Raw genomic sequence first — 15,420 nt, forward strand, 5'->3', positions numbered from 1 at the left:
GTTGCTTACTTGACCAGGGGGCAGCCGGACTGGGCCGGATCCTTGAAGGCCTTGTCGCCGGGGATGGTCGCGAGGACCTTGTAGTAGTCCCACGGAATGTCGCTCTCGCCCGGCTTCTTCACTTCCATCAGGTAGACGTCGTGGATCATGCGGCCGTTCGGGCCGACCTTGCCGTTCTTGGCGAAGACGTCGTTGACGGGAAGTTCATGCAGCTTGGCGGCGACCGCCTCGGTCTCGTCGGTGCCGGCGGCCTCGATGGCCTTCAGGTAGGACGTGACGGCCGAATAGGTGCCGGCATGGACCATGTTCGGCATGGCGCCGGTGCGTTCGAAGAAGCGCTTGCCGAAAGCGCGGCTTTCGTCGTCGCGGTTCCAGTAGAAGGCTTCGGTGAGCGTCAGCCCCTGAGCGGCTTCAAGTCCGAGGCCGTGAACTTCCGCGAGAGTGAAGAGCAGTGCTGCCAGGCGCTGTCCCCCGGTGACGATGCCGAATTCAGCTGCCTGCTTGATGGCGTTCTGGGTGTCCATGCCGGCATTGGCGAGGCCGACGACCTTTGCGCCGGAGGACTGCGCCTGCAGCAGGAACGAGGAGTAGTCGGTGGTCGCCAGCGGGTGGCGAACGGAACCGAGCACCTGACCGCCCTTCTCCTTGACGACGCCGCTGGTGTTCTCTTCGAGCGAATAGCCGAAGGCGTAGTCTGCGGTCAGGAAGAACCAGCTGTCGCCGCCCTGGTCGACGATGGCGCCGCCGGTACCGACGGCGAGGGCGTGGGTGTCATAGGCCCAGTGGAAGCCATAAGGGGTGCACTGCTTGCCGGTCAGGTCGGTGGAAGCAGCACCGGTGTTGATGGTGATCTTCTTCTTCTCGTTCGAGAGCGCCTGCACGGCGAGGCCGACCGAAGAGGTGGTGAGCTCCATGATGGTATCGACCTGCTCGGTGTCGTACCACTGGCGAGCGATGTTGGAAGCGATGTCCGCCTTGTTCTGGTGGTCGGCGGTGACGACCTCGACCGGGACGCCGAGAACCTTGCCGCCGTAGTCCTCGACCGCCATCTTGGCGGCTTCGTAGGAGAACTTGCCGCCGAAGTCGGCATAGACGCCGGACTGGTCGTTCAGGATGCCGATCTTCACCTTGCCGTCCGACGGCTCGGCGAGAACCGCCGTGCTTGACGCCAATACGATAGCCATGGACGCGATGAGCTTGTTGCGCATTTGATCTCCTCCCAGAGTGCAGGTCGCGAACCTGTTCAAAATTGACCAGCCGTACTCCTCAGAACGGCATGTCATGCGGCATGATCCCGGAATAGTTGGGTTGACGCAAGCGCAGAGCTTAACTAATTGCAAACAGGGTCTGTTCATTTTTGAACAGAGGGAGGAATCATGAGCAATGCGAGTTTCACCTGGGACGATCTGCAGTTCTTCCTTGCTGTGGCGCGGACAGGACAGCTATCCACCGCGGCGCGGCAGCTGAGATCCAGCCATGCAACGGTATCGCGAAGGATCGACCGGCTCGAGTTTGCCTTGAAGGTCAAGCTGTTTGAACGCAATCCGCGCGGCTATGTGCTGACGACGATGGGGCAGCGCTTCATCGAGACGGCGGAAAAGATCGAGCAGGAGACCGAGCGTCTGCAGGCCGATCTCGCCGGCGGTGCGACGGGGCAGCGTGGCGTCGTCCGCCTGTCGGCTCCGGAGGGGTTTTCCAACTTCTTCTTCACGCACACCTTGCCGGATTTCACCGGTCGCCATCCGAGCATCTCACTCGAACTGGTGACGATCCAGCAGATCATGGCGCTGTCGCGCAAGGAGGCCGACGTCGCCGTGGTGCTCGATGCGCCGAAGGGTGGTCCCTATTTTTCCGAAAAGCTCACCGACTACCACCTGAAGATCTACGGCACGCGTGACTATCTCGCCCGGCGCGGCGAGCCGAGGACGCGCGACGATCTGCTGGAACATGCCTTCATCGGCTATATCCAAGACATGATCTTCGCGCCGGGGCTCGACTATCTCGGCGACATCCATCCGCGCATCCGGCCGAACTTCCAGAGTTCCAGCATCTTCTCGCAGCTCACTGCGACGCGCAGCGGGCTCGGGCTCTGCGTGCTGCCGATCTTCATTGCCGAGCAGTATCCGGAACTGCAGGTGGTGCTGGAGGACGACGTCGATCTCTGCCGCCACTACTGGATCGCCTGCCATCACGATCTGCGGCAGGTGGCGCGGGTGCGCACGGTGATCGAATTCCTGCGGGATGTCGTCCATGGGAGCGGTGGATCGTTCACCGGACGGCCTGTGGCAAGCCGTCCGGCATCGTAAGCGGAGCTCCGACGCTCAGTCGTTGCGCAGGCGTCCTTCGATCAGGTCGAGCACGGTGCGGGCGGCATCCAGGACGTTGGTGCCGGGGCCGAAGACGGCCGAGACACCGTGTTCCAGAAGGTAGTCATAGTCCTGGCGCGGAATGACGCCGCCGACGACGACGATCACGTCCTTCGCTCCCTTGGCCTTCAGCGCCTCAACCAGCTGTGGCGCCAGCGTCTTGTGGCCGGCGGCGAGCGAGGACATGCCGACCACCTGGACCTTTTCGGCGACGGCGAGGTCGGCCGCTTCATCCGGGGTCTGGAAGAGGGGGCCGGCGACGACGTCGAAACCGATGTCGCCGAAGGCGGACGCGATGACCTTGGCGCCGCGGTCGTGACCGTCCTGGCCGAGCTTGGCGACCATGATGCGCGGTTTGCCGGCCTTCTTGGAGTAGTCGGTCAGACGGCCCGAAAGCATCTGCATTTCCGGGTCGCCCTCATAGGCCTTGCCGTAGATGTCGTGCACTACGATGGGGGTCGCGGCATGGTCGCCGTAGACCACGCGCATGGCATCCGAGATCTCGCCGACGGTGGCGCGGGCACGGGCGGCCTCGACGGCGGCTTCCAGCAGGTTGCCCTCACCGCTGCGGGCATAGTCCGTGATGCGGGCGAGTGCTTTTTCGACGGCCTTGGGATCGCGCTGGCGCCGGGTCTGTTCGATACGCTTGATCTGCGAGGCGCGAACGGCGGTGTTGTCGATGTCGAGAATGTCGATCGGCGCTTCGTTCTCGAGACGGAACTTGTTGACGCCGACGATGACTTCCTCGCCCTTGTCGACGGCCGCCTGGCGACGGGTCGCGGCTTCCTCGATCAGGCGCTTCGGCAGGCCGGCATCGACCGCCTTGGTCATGCCGCCCATGGCTTCCACTTCCTCGATCAGGGCCCAGGCCTTCTCCGCCAGGTCGTTGGTCAGGCTCTCGACATAGTAGGAACCGGCGAGCGGATCGACGACCTTGGTGACGCCGGTCTCGTTCTGCAGGATGAGCTGGGTATTGCGAGCGATGCGGGCCGAGAATTCGGTCGGCAGCGCGATGGCTTCATCGAGCGCGTTGGTGTGCAGCGACTGCGTGCCGCCGAGCGCTGCCGAGAGAGCCTCGTAGGCGGTGCGGATGACGTTGTTGTAGGGATCCTGTTCCTGCAGCGAGACGCCCGAAGTCTGACAGTGGGTGCGCAGCATCAGCGAGGAGGCCTTCTTCGGCTCGAATTCCTGCATGATGCGGGTCCAGAGCAGGCGGGCGGCGCGGAGCTTTGCGGCCTCCATGAAGAAGTTCATGCCGATGGCGAAGAAGAAGGACAGGCGGCCGGCGAAATCGTCGACGTTGAGGCCCTTGGCGAGTGCCGCACGGACATATTCCCGGCCGTCGGCGAGCGTGAAGGCCAGTTCCTGCACCAGCGTCGCGCCGGCTTCCTGCATGTGATAGCCGGAAATCGAGATGGAGTTGAACTTGGGCATCTCCTTTGCCGTGTACTCGATGATGTCGGCGATGATGCGCATCGAGGGGGCCGGCGGGTAGATGTAGGTGTTGCGGACCATGAACTCCTTGAGGATGTCGTTCTGGATGGTGCCGGAAAGCTTCTCGCGGGACACGCCCTGTTCCTCGCCGGTGACGATGAAGTTGGCGAGGATCGGAATGACGGCGCCGTTCATGGTCATGGAGACGGAGATGTCTTCGAGCGGGATGCCGTCGAACAGGATCTTCATGTCCTCGACACTGTCGATCGCCACGCCTGCCTTGCCGACGTCGCCGACGACGCGCGGGTGGTCCGAGTCATAGCCGCGATGGGTGGCGAGGTCGAAGGCGACTGAGACGCCCTGCTGGCCGGCGGCGAGCGCCTTGCGGTAGAAGGCGTTGCTCTCTTCGGCCGTGGAGAAGCCGGCATACTGGCGGATGGTCCAGGGGCGGCCGGCATACATGGTGGCGCGCGGTCCGCGGACGAAGGGGGCGAAGCCGGGAAGCGAACCGAGATGGTCGATGCCTTCGAGGTCGTCGGCCGTGTAGAGCGGCTTGACCGGAATACCTTCCGGCGTCTGCCAGACGAGGCTGTCGGCCGGGCGCTTCAGCTCCTTCTCGGCCAGTGCTTCCCAGTCCTTGATGGTCTTCTCGGTCATTGGACAGTCTCCTCGGTGTACGTGGTCGAGACACCCCCCTCTGCCCTGCCGGGCATCTCCCCCTCAAGGGGGGAGATCGGCTGGAGGCGGCCTGGCGCCCAACTTATGGCCTTGCGGGGTATCGTCAGCTTTTTCTCTGCGAATGCGACATATCTTGCTGGCGGGGCCGCTCCCTCCGTGATCTCATCCCTTGAGGGGGAGATGTCCGGCAGGGCAGAGGGGGGTAGGGCGGCCCCTGCCGACATCACTCGAATTCCATGATAAGTTCGTCGACGGCGAGGCTGTCTCCGGCCTTGACCGCGACCTTCTTCACCACGCTGCGCTTTTCCGCCTTGAGGATGTTTTCCATCTTCATGGCCTCGACGGTGGCGAGCGCCTGGCCGGCCTCGACCTGATCGCCTTCCTTCACAGCAACTGAAGTGATGACGCCCGGCATCGGGCAGAGCAGCATCTTCGAGGTGTCCGGTGGCAGCTTTTCCGGCATCAGCTTGGCAAGCTCGGCGACGCGCGGCGAGCGGGTGCGGGCCACGACATCCATGCCGCGCCAGCGCAGGCGGACGGCCGCTCCGACGAGGTTGATCTTCACGCCGATGGTCTCGCCGTCGACGTGGAAGACCGAATGCAGCTGGCCGGGCAGCCAGCCGCCGGTAACCGCGCACTTGCCGTTATCGGCGAAGGCGACCGCCATGCCGTCGACGCCGGTCGACAGGGTGACCGGGAATTCAAAGCCGGCGAGGGTGACAATCCAGTCCTTGCCAACCTTGCGCTGGTGATTGCCGATCGTGCCGGAGATCTGAACCGCACGGTCCTGGAGCGTCTGGTTGATGACGGCTGCGATTGCGGCAAGCTTGCGGGCGGAAGCGGCGTCCGGTGCCACGCCGGTGAAGCCGTCCTTGAATTCCTCGGCGATATAGGCGGTGGTGATCTTGCCGGAGCGGAAGCGCTCCTGCTGCATCACGGCGGAGAGGAAGGGCAGGTTGTGGCCAATGCCCTCGACCTGGAAGTTGTCCAGCGCCTTCGACATGGCGTCGATCGCGGTCAGGCGATCCGGAGCCCAGGTGCAGAGCTTGGCGATCATCGGGTCGTAATACATCGAGATCTCGCCGCCTTCGTAGACGCCGGTATCGTTGCGCACGATCGTGCCGTCGTCCTGCTTGCCTTCGACCGGCGGGTGGTAGCGGGTGAGGCGGCCGATCGAGGGCAGGAAGTTGCGGTAGGGGTCTTCGGCGTAGAGGCGGCTTTCGATCGCCCAGCCGTTGAGCTTGACGTCGTCCTGGCCGAAGGAAAGCTTTTCGCCCGAGGCGACGCGGATCATCTGCTCGACGAGGTCGAGGCCGGTGATGAGTTCGGTGACCGGGTGTTCCACCTGGAGACGGGTGTTCATTTCGAGGAAGTAGAACTTGTTCTGCTTGCCATCGACGATGAACTCCACCGTACCGGCGGAGTGATAGCCGACGGCCTTGGCGAGCGCCACGGCCTGTTCGCCCATGGCCTTGCGGGTGGCCGGGTCGAGGAAGGGCGAGGGGGCTTCCTCGATGACCTTCTGGTTGCGGCGCTGGATCGAGCATTCGCGTTCGCCGAGATAGAGCACGTTGCCGTGCTTGTCGCCGAGCACCTGGATTTCGATGTGGCGCGGCTCGGTGACGAACTTCTCGATGAAGATGCGGTCGTCGCCGAAGGAGTTCTTCGCCTCGTTCCTGGACGACTGGAAGCCTTCGCGGGCCTCTTCGGCGTTCCAGGCGATGCGCATGCCCTTGCCGCCGCCGCCGGCGGATGCCTTGATCATGACCGGGTAGCCGATCTGGTCGGAGATCTTGACGGCCTCGTCGGCATCCTCGATCAGGCCCATATGGCCCGGAACCGTGGAGACGCCGGCTTCTGCCGCGAGCTTCTTGGAGGTGATCTTGTCGCCCATGGCCTGGATCGCTCCGACCGGCGGGCCGACGAAGGTGATGCCGGCATTGGCGAGCGCATCGGCGAAGACGGCGTTTTCCGAGAGGAAGCCGTAGCCCGGGTGCACGGCGTCGGCGCCGGTCTGGCGGATCGCCTCGAGGATCTTCTCGATGACGATATAGGACTGGTTGGACGGGGCCGGACCGATATGGACGGCCTCGTCGGCCATCTTCACATGCAGGGCGTCGCGGTCGGCGTCGGAATAGACGGCGACGGTCTTGATGCCCATCTTCCTGGCGGTCTTGATGACCCGGCAGGCGATTTCGCCACGGTTGGCGATGAGGAGTTTGGAGATCATGGTTTTCAAACTTCCATTATGTCGTCGAAGGCTTGGGGAAAGCTTTCCCGGGCCACTCGCTCATTGATTTTCAGCATCGCCTCGTAGGAGGCGGGATCGAAAGGCTTTTCCGCCGGAATGATTTCACGCCCGAACAGCCGCGACAGACGACCCGCGTCGAGATTGCCGCGCACGAAGGGTTCGGCGCCGAAATAATGCCAGGCGGCATGCAGGAAGGCCGCGTCCGCCAGGCTCTCGGTCTTGTCGCGGCTCAGATGGCGGGGGCGCTCGGTGAGCGGGGCCACGCCATTCGGGTTCGCGCGACGGATCGTGAACTGCCACCCCGTGCCGCTGAGGCCGGAGGGGAAGCCACGATGTTTCGTCATTTCGGGAAGCTTGGCCATCGGCATCCTTCCTTAAAGCGGGATCGTGTCGTGCTTCTTCCAGTGCGTGCCGACCTGCTTGTTGCGCAGCGATGCGAAGGCGCGGGCGATACGGCGGCGCGAGGAATGCGGCATGATCACCTCGTCGATGAAGCCGCGTTCGGCGGCGACGAAGGGGTTGGCGAAACGCTCCTCGTATTCCTTCGTGCGAGCGGCGATCTTCTCCGCGTCGCCGAGTTCGGAACGATAGAGGATTTCCGTCGCGCCCTTGGCACCCATGACGGCGATTTCGGCGGTCGGCCAGGCATAGTTGATGTCGGCGCCGATATGCTTGGAGGCCATGACGTCATAGGCGCCGCCATAGGCCTTACGGGTGATCAGGGTCACCATCGGCACGGTTGCCTGACTGTAGGCGAAGAGGAGCTTTGCGCCGTGCTTGATGACGCCGCCATATTCCTGGCTGGTGCCGGGCAGGAAGCCGGGAACGTCGACCAGCGTTAGGATCGGGATATTGAAGGCATCGCAGAAACGGACGAAGCGGGCAGCCTTGCGGGAACTATCGATGTCGAGGCAGCCGGCGAGTACCATCGGCTGGTTGGCGACGACACCGACCGTCTGGCCTTCCATGCGCAGGAAGCCGGTGATGATGTTCTTGGCGAAGGCTTCCTGGATCTCGAAGAAATCACCCTCGTCGGCCAGAGCGTAGATCAGCTCCTTCATGTCGTAGGGCTTGTTCGACGAATCCGGGATCAGGGTGTCGAGGCGGTTCTCGATGCGGGCCGGATCGTCGTGGAACGGACGGACCGGCGGCTTTTCGCGGTTGTTGAGCGGCAGGAAGTCGAAGAGCAGACGGACCTGTTCGAGCGCCTCGATGTCGTTCTCAAAGGCGCCGTCGGCGACCGAGGACTTCTTCGTGTGAGTGCCGGCGCCGCCGAGTTCCTCGGCCGTGACGATCTCGTTGGTGACCGTCTTCACGACGTCGGGGCCGGTCACGAACATGTAGGATGAGTCACGCACCATGAAGATGAAGTCGGTCATGGCCGGCGAATAGACCGCGCCACCGGCGCAGGGGCCCATGATGACCGAGATCTGCGGCACGACGCCGGAGGCATCGACATTGCGCTTGAACACGTCGGCATAACCGGCGAGCGAGGCGACGCCTTCCTGGATGCGGGCGCCGCCCGAGTCGTTGAGGCCGATGACGGGGGCGCCGTTCTTGAGCGCCATGTCCATGATCTTGCAGATCTTCTGGGCATGGGTTTCGGACAGCGAGCCGCCAAGCACGGTAAAGTCCTGCGAGAAGACATAGACCTGACGACCGTTGATCGTGCCCCAGCCCGTCACGACGCCGTCGCCGGCGACCTTCTGGTCCGCCATGCCGAAGTCGGTGCAACGGTGGGTGACATACATGTCGTATTCTTCGAAGGAGCCCTCGTCGAGCAGCACTTCGATGCGTTCGCGGGCGGTCAGCTTGCCCTTGGCATGCTGGGCGTCGATGCGGCGCTTGCCGCCGCCGAGATGTGCTTCGGCGCGGCGCGCCTCCAGCTGGTCCAATATCAGTCGCATGCTTCCTCCCACGATTTATAGGGCGCAAGTGTTTGGTCACGGCTCTTTAGCACCGGACCGCCCAAAGAAAATGGTTGAACAGGTGCATTTGTGGATTTATAAATTTGCAAACTGAAAAATGCGAAATTGCAAATGGCGATCGGCAAGCTCTTCATCGGCCGCAAGGTGCGCGAAATCCGTCAGGCGAATGGGGCCACGCAGAGCCATTTCGCCGACATGATCGGCATCTCGACCAGCTATCTCAACCAGATCGAGAACAACCAGCGACCGGTCTCCGCGACCGTGCTTCTGGCGCTCGCGGAAAAGTTCGGCATCGACATCACCGAGCTTTCCTCCGGGCAGAACGACCGGCTGATGTCGGCGCTGTCGGAAGCGCTCAGCGATCCGTTGTTCGAAACCTACACGCCGAGCCTTCAGGAACTCAAGCTGATCAGCCAGAACGCGCCGGGGCTCGCGCATGCGCTAATCACCTGCCACCAGGCCTATCGCCGCAACAGCGAGCAGCTGGCGAGCTATGACGACCGCTTCGGCGCACCGCAGCTGAACGAGACGACGTCCTATGAAGAGGTGCGCGACTTCTTCCACTTCGTCGACAACTACATCCACGACATCGACACGATGGCCGAAAGCCTGGCCGGGCGCCTGAAGCTCGGAGACGGCGACAACTACGCGGCGTTGACCGCGTTCCTGGAAAAGACATACGGGGTGCGTGTCGTGCGCGGTGACGCAGGTGACGATGCGATCCGTCGTTTCGATCCGGAAAGCCGCGTGCTGACACTCAGTCGCTACGCCTCGGCACCAACCCGCGATTTCCAGGTCGCCACGCAGATCGCCCAGCTGCATGCGGGCGAGAAGATCGAGCAGGTGTTGAAGCAGGCCGGCTTCCGCACCGAGGAAGCCGTCGAGGTCTGCCGGATCGGGCTGCACAACTATTTTGCCGGCGCGCTGATCCTGCCCTATCGCACTTTCCTCCAGGCGGCGCGCGAGCTGCGACACGACATCGAGCTGATGGCCGCCCGTTTCGGCGCCTCGCTGGAGCAGGTCTGTCACCGGCTCTCGACGCTGCAGCGGCCAGGCCTCAAGGGCGTACCGATCTTCTTTGCCCGCATCGACCGGGCGGGCAACATCACCAAGCGGCACAGCGCGGCCCGCCTGCAGTTCGCCCGCTTCGGCGCGGCCTGTCCGCTGTGGAATGCGCACCAGGCCTTCGAGGCCCCGGGCCGCATCATCCGGCAGCTCGCCGAGACGCCGGACGGGGTGCGCTATCTCTGTCTCGCCATGCAGGTCAACAAGGGGACGCTCGGCTTCCGCGCAGCCCAGCCGCGCTATGCGCTGGCGCTCGGCTGCGAAATCTCCTATGCCGACTCCTTCGTCTATGCCGACGATCTCGACCTCTCCAACCGCGCCGCCTTCGACCCGATCGGCATTTCCTGCCGGATCTGCGAACGGGTCAAATGCAGCAGCCGCGCCGTGCCGCCGCTGAAGCGCCGGCTTGTGGTCGATCACAGCGTGCGGAATGCGACCCCGTACGAGATCGAGTGAGCGACGCGTTTGAGGTTGCTTCGAAGTGGGCTCCCTATGTCGTCTGTTCCGGAGAGATTCCTGCACGGCCAGGCGCCAACTCAAGCCCCCAGTTTCTCCACCATCAGATCGATGAACCGCCTGACCCGGGGTTCAAGCAGGCGCTTGTCGGGGTAAAGGGCAAGGATCGGGACATCGCCCGAGTCCTGTTCGGGGAGAACTCGACGCAGACGACCGGCCGCCAGGTCTTCGGCGATGAGGAAATCCGGGAGGTAGGCGATGCCGAGGCCGGCGCGTGCGGCGTCGAGAAGTGCCTCGCCGCTGTCGAGCCGCAGACGGCTGCGCCCTTGCGCCTTGACGGAGCCACCTTGCCCGACCGGGAAACGCCAGGCCTGGCGCTGGTTGCGGCTCGTGTGGACGAGACAGTCATGGTCCATGAGTTCATCAAGGTCTGCCGGGTCTCCCCGTTCGGCAATGTAGGCGGGGGAGGCGCACAGCATGGCGCGGCAGCGCGCCACCACCCGCGAGACGAAACTTGAATCCTGGCTTGTGACACCGATGCGGACCGCAAGATCAAAGCCATCCTCGACAATGTCGGCGATGCGGTCGGTGAAGCTCACCTCCACCTGAACCTCAGGCCAGGTCTTCATATAAGCGGCGACGACCGGCAAAAGCACGCGCCGGCCGTAGGCGTCGGGCAGGGTCAGTCTCAACACGCCGCGTGGCAGGCCGCTTTTCCCCGCCACGCTTGCTTCTGCTTCGTCAACAGAGGCGAGGATCTGCAATCCGCGTTCGTAGAGCAGTCTTCCCTCCTCGGTGACGCCGATCATGCGCGTCGTGCGATGGAGGAGACGCACACCGAGCCGGTCCTCGAGCCGCATAACGGCCTTGCCGGCGGCCGAGCGCGAGAGGCCCATCGCCTTGCCGCCGGCGATAAAACTACCGGCATCGACCACCGCCATGAAGACCTGGATATCGTTGAGGTTTGCACGCAGCATGAACTCAGTCCGTTTCTTCGTTTCTGTGTCGACGCCCATTCGCCAATCAAAGGGTTATAGCGATCGGGCTTCGCGGCTGTTCAAGCCCGCAGATGCACGGACCACAAGGAAGGAAGAGACATGGCACAAACACTTCACCGTTTGAACCCGCCGACCCTGCCGGATGCAGGCGCGCTTGGCTATTCGCAGATCACCACGATGGAGCCGGGCAGGCTTGCCTTTGTCTCCGGCCAGGTCGCCTGGCAGGCCGATGGCGGACCCGTGCCGGCGGATCTTGGCGAGCAGACGCGGCTCGTCTGCGTCAATGCCAAGGCGGCGCTCGATGCGATCGGTGCGACCCCGCGGGATATCGCCCTGGTGCGCGTTTACGTGACCGACCTGACGCCTGAGCGGGTGGGGGAGGCCATGACGCATCTCGGCGCCTTCTTTGACGGTGCGCAGCCGAGCCTTACGGGCATCGGTGTTGCCGCCCTTGCCGGGCCCGACCTGCAGATCGAGATGGAAATGACCGTTCGCCTGCCGGACTAAAGGCACGGATCGTGCGAATCCTGGGTGAGTGTCGGACGGGGCGTGACCGCCCTTTCGACACACTACCCGAAGAGTGGCTTCGGATGCGGGCGGAAGAAGGGGGCGACGATGTCCGGGCCGATCGCGTCGAGGCTTGCCGGTGACCATTTCGGATTGCGGTCCTTGTCGATGATCGCGGCGCGGATGCCTTCGTAGAAGTCAGGCGTGTGGAGGATCTGGGCGGTCGCGGCGAATTCGCGCTCCAGGCAGGTCTCAAGATCCGGCGACCGGCGGGCCGCACGCAGGAGGGCCAGTGTCACCTTGAGGCTGGTCGGCGACTTGGCGAGCATCGCGGAGTGCACCTTCGTCGCAAAGGGAGATGTCTCGGCCGCCAGTGCTGCTTCGATCTCCTCCACGGTATCGAAGCCGAAGCAGCGGTCGATCAGAGCGCGGTTCTCGGCGAACTCCCCGCCGGGCGCAGGCGTTGCGAACTCCCCGATGAGGGCGGATACCTCGGCGGCTCCGGCGCCGGTGCCAAGCGCCGTGAGGCGTTCGGCAAGGGTGCCGAGCGCTTCGGCGGGAACGAACCAGTCGGCGAAGCCGGCCTCGATCGCATCGGCAGCGGCGACGGCCTCGCCGGTGAGACCCATCAGGGTGCCGAGTTCGCCGGGCGCCTTCGCCAGCAGCCAGGTGGCGCCGATGTCGGGGAAGAAGCCGATGCCGGTCTCGGGCATTGCGAGCTTCGTCGTGCCAGTGACGACACGGTGGCTGCCGTGGCTGGAGACGCCGACGCCGCCGCCCATGGTGATGCCTTCCATGAAGACCACATAGGGCTTCGGGAAGGCCGCGATGCGGGCGTTCATGCGGTATTCAGCGCGCAGGAAGTCGGCAGCGCGGCCGTCGCCGGCCTTGCCGCTTTCGTAGAAGGTGCGGATGTCGCCGCCGGCGCAGAGGCCGCGCTCGCCTTCGCCGGTCATCAGAACGGCGGCAACCGCCGGATCGGGTTCGAAACGGTCGAGGGCGGCGTCGATCGCCTGCACCATGGCAAGCGACAGGCTGTTCAGCACCCGGGGCCGGTTGAGCAGGATCACGCCGAGCGCGCCGTTTCGTCCGGATAGCACGTCCTCGCCGGCAAGGTCCGTCGTGGTCAGATAGTGCATGGACGTCTCCTCAATTGCCGATCACCGAGCGGGCGACGATCACCCGCATGATCTCGTTGGTGCCTTCGAGGATCTGATGGACGCGCAGGTCCCGGACGATCTTCTCGATGCCGTATTCGGCGAGATAGCCATAGCCGCCATGCAGCTGCAAGGCGCGGTTGGCCACCTCGAAGCAGCGATCGGTGACGAGACGCTTGGCCATAGCGCAGAGCCGGGTCGCGTCGGGCGCCTTGTCGTCGAGGGCGCTTGCCGCGCGCCAGAGGAAGGTGCGAGCCGCCTCCAGGTCTGTCGCCATGTCGGCGAGCTCGAACTGCAACGCCTGGAACTCGGCGATCGGCTTTCCGAAGGCCTTGCGGTCCTTCATGTACGCGACCGCCTTGTCGAAGGCAGAGCGCGCGCCGCCGAGCGAGGCGGCTGCGATGTTGAGGCGCCCGCCGTCGAGGCCGGACATGGCGATCCGGAAGCCTTCGCCCTCGGCGCCCAGACGGTTCTCGGCGGGCACCCGCACGCCGTCCATCATCACGGCACGGGTCGGCTGGGCGTTCCAGCCCATCTTCTTCTCGTTGGCACCGAAGGTCAGCCCCTTGGCGTCGCCCGGGACGAGGAAGGCCGAAATACCCTTCGGGCCGTCCTCGCCGGTGCGGGCCATCACGAGGTAAAGCGCGCTCGCTCCGGCGCCGGAGATGAACTGCTTCTGGCCGGTCAGCACATAGTCGTCGCCGTCGCGCACCGCGCGGGTCTTGAGCGCTGCCGCATCGGAGCCGCAGCCGGGCTCCGTCAGGCAGTAGCTCGCAAGGGCATCCATGGTGGCAAGCGCAGGGAGATGCGCCTCGCGCTGTTCCGGCGTGCCATAGCGGTCGATCATCGTCGCGCACATGTTGTGGATCGAGATATAGGCGGCAACCGTCGGGCAGCCGGTCGCCAGAGCCTCGATGATCAGCGCGGTGTCGAGCCGGCCAAGGCCGGAGCCGCCGACATCGTCGGCGACGCAGATCGCGCCGAGGCCGAGGCTGCCGGCCTTCTTCAGGGTGTCGACGGGAAAATGCTTGTTCTGGTCCCAGTCGAGCGCAAAGGGCGCCAGTTCCTCGGCGGCGAAATCGGCCGCCATGTCGACAAAGGCCTGCTGCTGGTCGCTCAGGGTGAAATCCATGGGTCTCCTCCACGAGATCGGTGCGGACCTCCTCGCCCGCGCCGTTTCATTGCCGACCGGCTTAGCACAGCTTCCGGCGGGCAATCATCCCGGTCGAAAGTCGGGGTTGCGAAAAGGAAGCATGCGATCTTTCAGGCGCGTTTGCCATCTGCCCCTCACCCTGACCCTCTCCCCGCGTGCGGGGAGAGGGGACGGCCGCGGCGGTGCCACTTGTGCCTTCTCCCCGCTCGCGGGGAGAAGGTGCCGGCAGGCGGATGAGGGGCAAACGCCTGACAAATCACGAAATCGCCTCCGCAGGGGCCGTCCGCGCGGAAACATCCGGCAATGGCGCCGCTTCGTACTCAGCCCACTACATTCCTCGGAGTGCCGGCGACGAAGAGTTCGATGTTTTCGATCAGCTGGTCGGCGAGCGCCTGGATCGCCTCGCGGCTGGCCCAGGCGACGTGGGGTGTGAGGATGACGTTGGGGCGGGCGGCGATGCGCATCATCGGGCTGTCGGCGGCTGGCGGTTCGCCATCGGTGACGTCGAAGCCGGCGGCGGCGATCGGGCCGTCGTCCAGCGCCTGCTCAAGCGCCTCTTCATCGACCAGCCCGCCACGGCCGGTGTTGATCAGGATCGGCTTGCGTTCCATCAAGGCGAATTCGCGTGTCCCGATGATGCCGCGGGTCTCGGCGTTGAGCGGGCAGTGCAAGGTGATGACGTCGGCGCGGCGCATCACTTCGTCGAACGGTGTCTGGCCGGGTTTGACTTCGTTTGAGCCCCGGCGTCCGGCGACCAGCACGGTCATGCCGAAGGCTTCGGCGATGCGGCCGACGGCCTTTCCGAGGGTGCCATTGCCGATGATGCCGAGGGTGGAGCCGCCGAGGTCGGCAATCGGGTGGTCGAAGAAGCAGAATTGCGCGGCCTGCTGCCAGCGGCCGTCGAGCACCGACTGGCGATAGGGCAGGATCGAGCGACGCAGGGCCAGCATCAGCGCAAAGGTGTGTTCCGGAACGGTGTGTTTTGCGTAATTGCGGATGTTGGAGACGGTGATGCCCTGTTCGCAGGCGGCGGCCAAGTCGACGATGTCCGTCCCGGTCGCGGCAACGGCGATCATCTTCAGCCGACTTGCGCGGCCCAGGCTCTCGCGGCGGAGCGGTGCCTTGTTGGAGATGACGATGTCGGCGTCGGCGATCCGCTCGGCAACTTCGTCCGGTGCGGTTCGATCATGAACGATCAGCTCGTGGGGAAAGGCCGGCGCGCGCAGCACGGTTTCGGGGGAAAGCGTGTCGCGGTCGAGAAAGACGATCTTCAGCATGGCTAGGGGGCACTCCTCACTTCTTGAGGGTGCATTAGAAATAGGGGCGGGCGGCATGGCAAGTCCGGTTCGGGGGGCAAACGACCCGTCCCGACAAAACGAAAGATGCCGGGACGAGCCCGGCATCGTGATCAGGATTTTCGCGGGCGT

12 protein-coding genes are annotated in these 15,420 nt (G+C 64.4%); 3 read left to right on the plus strand and 9 right to left on the minus strand.

The window, feature by feature from the left end:
• Positions 1–5: 5 nt before the first annotated feature.
• Positions 6–1,208 carry an ABC transporter substrate-binding protein gene (locus HHL25_RS20310; RefSeq protein WP_169595055.1) on the minus strand — a complete coding sequence of 401 codons (1,203 nt, stop codon included), beginning with the start codon at positions 1,206–1,208 and terminating at the stop codon, positions 6–8.
• Positions 1,209–1,376: 168 nt separating this feature from the next.
• On the opposite strand from HHL25_RS20310, the gene HHL25_RS20315 reads away from it, so the two are divergent.
• On the plus strand, positions 1,377–2,306 hold the full coding sequence (locus HHL25_RS20315) for a LysR family transcriptional regulator (protein WP_169595056.1): 930 nt from the start codon (positions 1,377–1,379) through the stop codon (positions 2,304–2,306).
• A 15-nt stretch (positions 2,307–2,321) separates the two neighbouring features.
• On the opposite strand, the gene scpA is transcribed toward HHL25_RS20315, so the two are convergent.
• The 4 genes from scpA to HHL25_RS20335 all read right to left on the minus strand — a co-directional run bounded on the left by scpA (position 2,322) and on the right by HHL25_RS20335 (position 8,636).
• Positions 2,322–4,457, minus strand: a complete 2,136-nt coding sequence (gene scpA, locus HHL25_RS20320; RefSeq protein ID WP_169595057.1) for a methylmalonyl-CoA mutase — start codon at positions 4,455–4,457, stop codon at positions 2,322–2,324.
• 244 nt (positions 4,458–4,701) lie between these two features.
• Entirely contained in the window at positions 4,702–6,708 is a 2,007-nt protein-coding gene (locus HHL25_RS20325; protein ID WP_169595058.1) for an acetyl-CoA carboxylase biotin carboxylase subunit, read from the minus strand.
• A 5-nt stretch (positions 6,709–6,713) separates the two neighbouring features.
• Complete coding sequence (locus tag HHL25_RS20330) at positions 6,714–7,091, minus strand: hypothetical protein (RefSeq protein WP_169595059.1); 378 nt, start codon at positions 7,089–7,091, stop codon at positions 6,714–6,716.
• 12 nt (positions 7,092–7,103) lie between these two features.
• Positions 7,104–8,636 carry an acyl-CoA carboxylase subunit beta gene (locus HHL25_RS20335; RefSeq protein ID WP_169595060.1) on the minus strand — a complete coding sequence of 511 codons (1,533 nt, stop codon included), beginning with the start codon at positions 8,634–8,636 and terminating at the stop codon, positions 7,104–7,106.
• Positions 8,637–8,768: 132 nt separating this feature from the next.
• Here HHL25_RS20335 and HHL25_RS20340 point away from each other — a divergent pair, with 132 nt between their 5' ends.
• On the plus strand, positions 8,769–10,178 hold the full coding sequence (locus HHL25_RS20340) for a helix-turn-helix domain-containing protein (RefSeq protein WP_169595061.1): 1,410 nt from the start codon (positions 8,769–8,771) through the stop codon (positions 10,176–10,178).
• A gap of 80 nt (positions 10,179–10,258) precedes the next feature.
• Here the strand turns inward: HHL25_RS20340 and HHL25_RS20345 are convergent, their stop codons facing one another.
• Complete coding sequence (locus HHL25_RS20345; RefSeq protein WP_169595062.1) at positions 10,259–11,155, minus strand: LysR family transcriptional regulator; 897 nt, start codon at positions 11,153–11,155, stop codon at positions 10,259–10,261.
• Between the two features lie 120 nt (positions 11,156–11,275).
• On the opposite strand from HHL25_RS20345, the gene HHL25_RS20350 reads away from it, so the two are divergent.
• Entirely contained in the window at positions 11,276–11,683 is a 408-nt protein-coding gene (locus HHL25_RS20350; RefSeq protein WP_169595063.1) for a RidA family protein, read from the plus strand.
• Positions 11,684–11,745: 62 nt separating this feature from the next.
• On the opposite strand, the gene HHL25_RS20355 is transcribed toward HHL25_RS20350, so the two are convergent.
• The 3 genes from HHL25_RS20355 to HHL25_RS20365 form a co-directional block, all read right to left on the minus strand.
• A complete protein-coding gene (locus tag HHL25_RS20355) occupies positions 11,746–12,822 on the minus strand; it encodes an enoyl-CoA hydratase/isomerase family protein (protein WP_169595064.1) in 1,077 nt (358 codons plus the stop codon).
• Positions 12,823–12,832: 10 nt separating this feature from the next.
• The gene (locus HHL25_RS20360; protein ID WP_169595065.1) at positions 12,833–13,972 is read right to left on the minus strand and encodes an isobutyryl-CoA dehydrogenase; all 1,140 of its coding nucleotides are present in this window, start codon (positions 13,970–13,972) and stop codon (positions 12,833–12,835) included.
• Positions 13,973–14,313: 341 nt separating this feature from the next.
• A complete protein-coding gene (locus HHL25_RS20365) occupies positions 14,314–15,270 on the minus strand; it encodes a D-2-hydroxyacid dehydrogenase (RefSeq protein WP_169595066.1) in 957 nt (318 codons plus the stop codon).
• Between the last annotated feature and the right edge of the window lie 150 nt (positions 15,271–15,420).

The sequence above is a fragment of the Rhizobium terricola genome (assembly GCF_012927355.1).
Classification (GTDB): domain Bacteria; phylum Pseudomonadota; class Alphaproteobacteria; order Rhizobiales; family Rhizobiaceae; genus Allorhizobium; species Allorhizobium terricola.

What these genes read in the sequence shown, in the direction of transcription:
- HHL25_RS20310 (WP_169595055.1), bottom strand. Translation starts at nt 1,208, where the DNA reads ATGCGCAACAAGCTCATCGCGTCCATGGCTATCGTATTGGCGTCAAGC.
- HHL25_RS20315 (WP_169595056.1), top strand. Translation starts at nt 1,377, where the DNA reads ATGAGCAATGCGAGTTTCACCTGGGACGATCTGCAGTTCTTCCTTGCT.
- scpA (WP_169595057.1), bottom strand. Translation starts at nt 4,457, where the DNA reads ATGACCGAGAAGACCATCAAGGACTGGGAAGCACTGGCCGAGAAGGAG.
- HHL25_RS20325 (WP_169595058.1), bottom strand. Translation starts at nt 6,708, where the DNA reads ATGATCTCCAAACTCCTCATCGCCAACCGTGGCGAAATCGCCTGCCGG.
- HHL25_RS20330 (WP_169595059.1), bottom strand. Translation starts at nt 7,091, where the DNA reads ATGGCCAAGCTTCCCGAAATGACGAAACATCGTGGCTTCCCCTCCGGC.
- HHL25_RS20335 (WP_169595060.1), bottom strand. Translation starts at nt 8,636, where the DNA reads ATGCGACTGATATTGGACCAGCTGGAGGCGCGCCGCGCCGAAGCACAT.
- HHL25_RS20340 (WP_169595061.1), top strand. Translation starts at nt 8,769, where the DNA reads ATGGCGATCGGCAAGCTCTTCATCGGCCGCAAGGTGCGCGAAATCCGT.
- HHL25_RS20345 (WP_169595062.1), bottom strand. Translation starts at nt 11,155, where the DNA reads ATGCTGCGTGCAAACCTCAACGATATCCAGGTCTTCATGGCGGTGGTC.
- HHL25_RS20350 (WP_169595063.1), top strand. Translation starts at nt 11,276, where the DNA reads ATGGCACAAACACTTCACCGTTTGAACCCGCCGACCCTGCCGGATGCA.
- HHL25_RS20355 (WP_169595064.1), bottom strand. Translation starts at nt 12,822, where the DNA reads ATGCACTATCTGACCACGACGGACCTTGCCGGCGAGGACGTGCTATCC.
- HHL25_RS20360 (WP_169595065.1), bottom strand. Translation starts at nt 13,972, where the DNA reads ATGGATTTCACCCTGAGCGACCAGCAGCAGGCCTTTGTCGACATGGCG.
- HHL25_RS20365 (WP_169595066.1), bottom strand. Translation starts at nt 15,270, where the DNA reads ATGCTGAAGATCGTCTTTCTCGACCGCGACACGCTTTCCCCCGAAACC.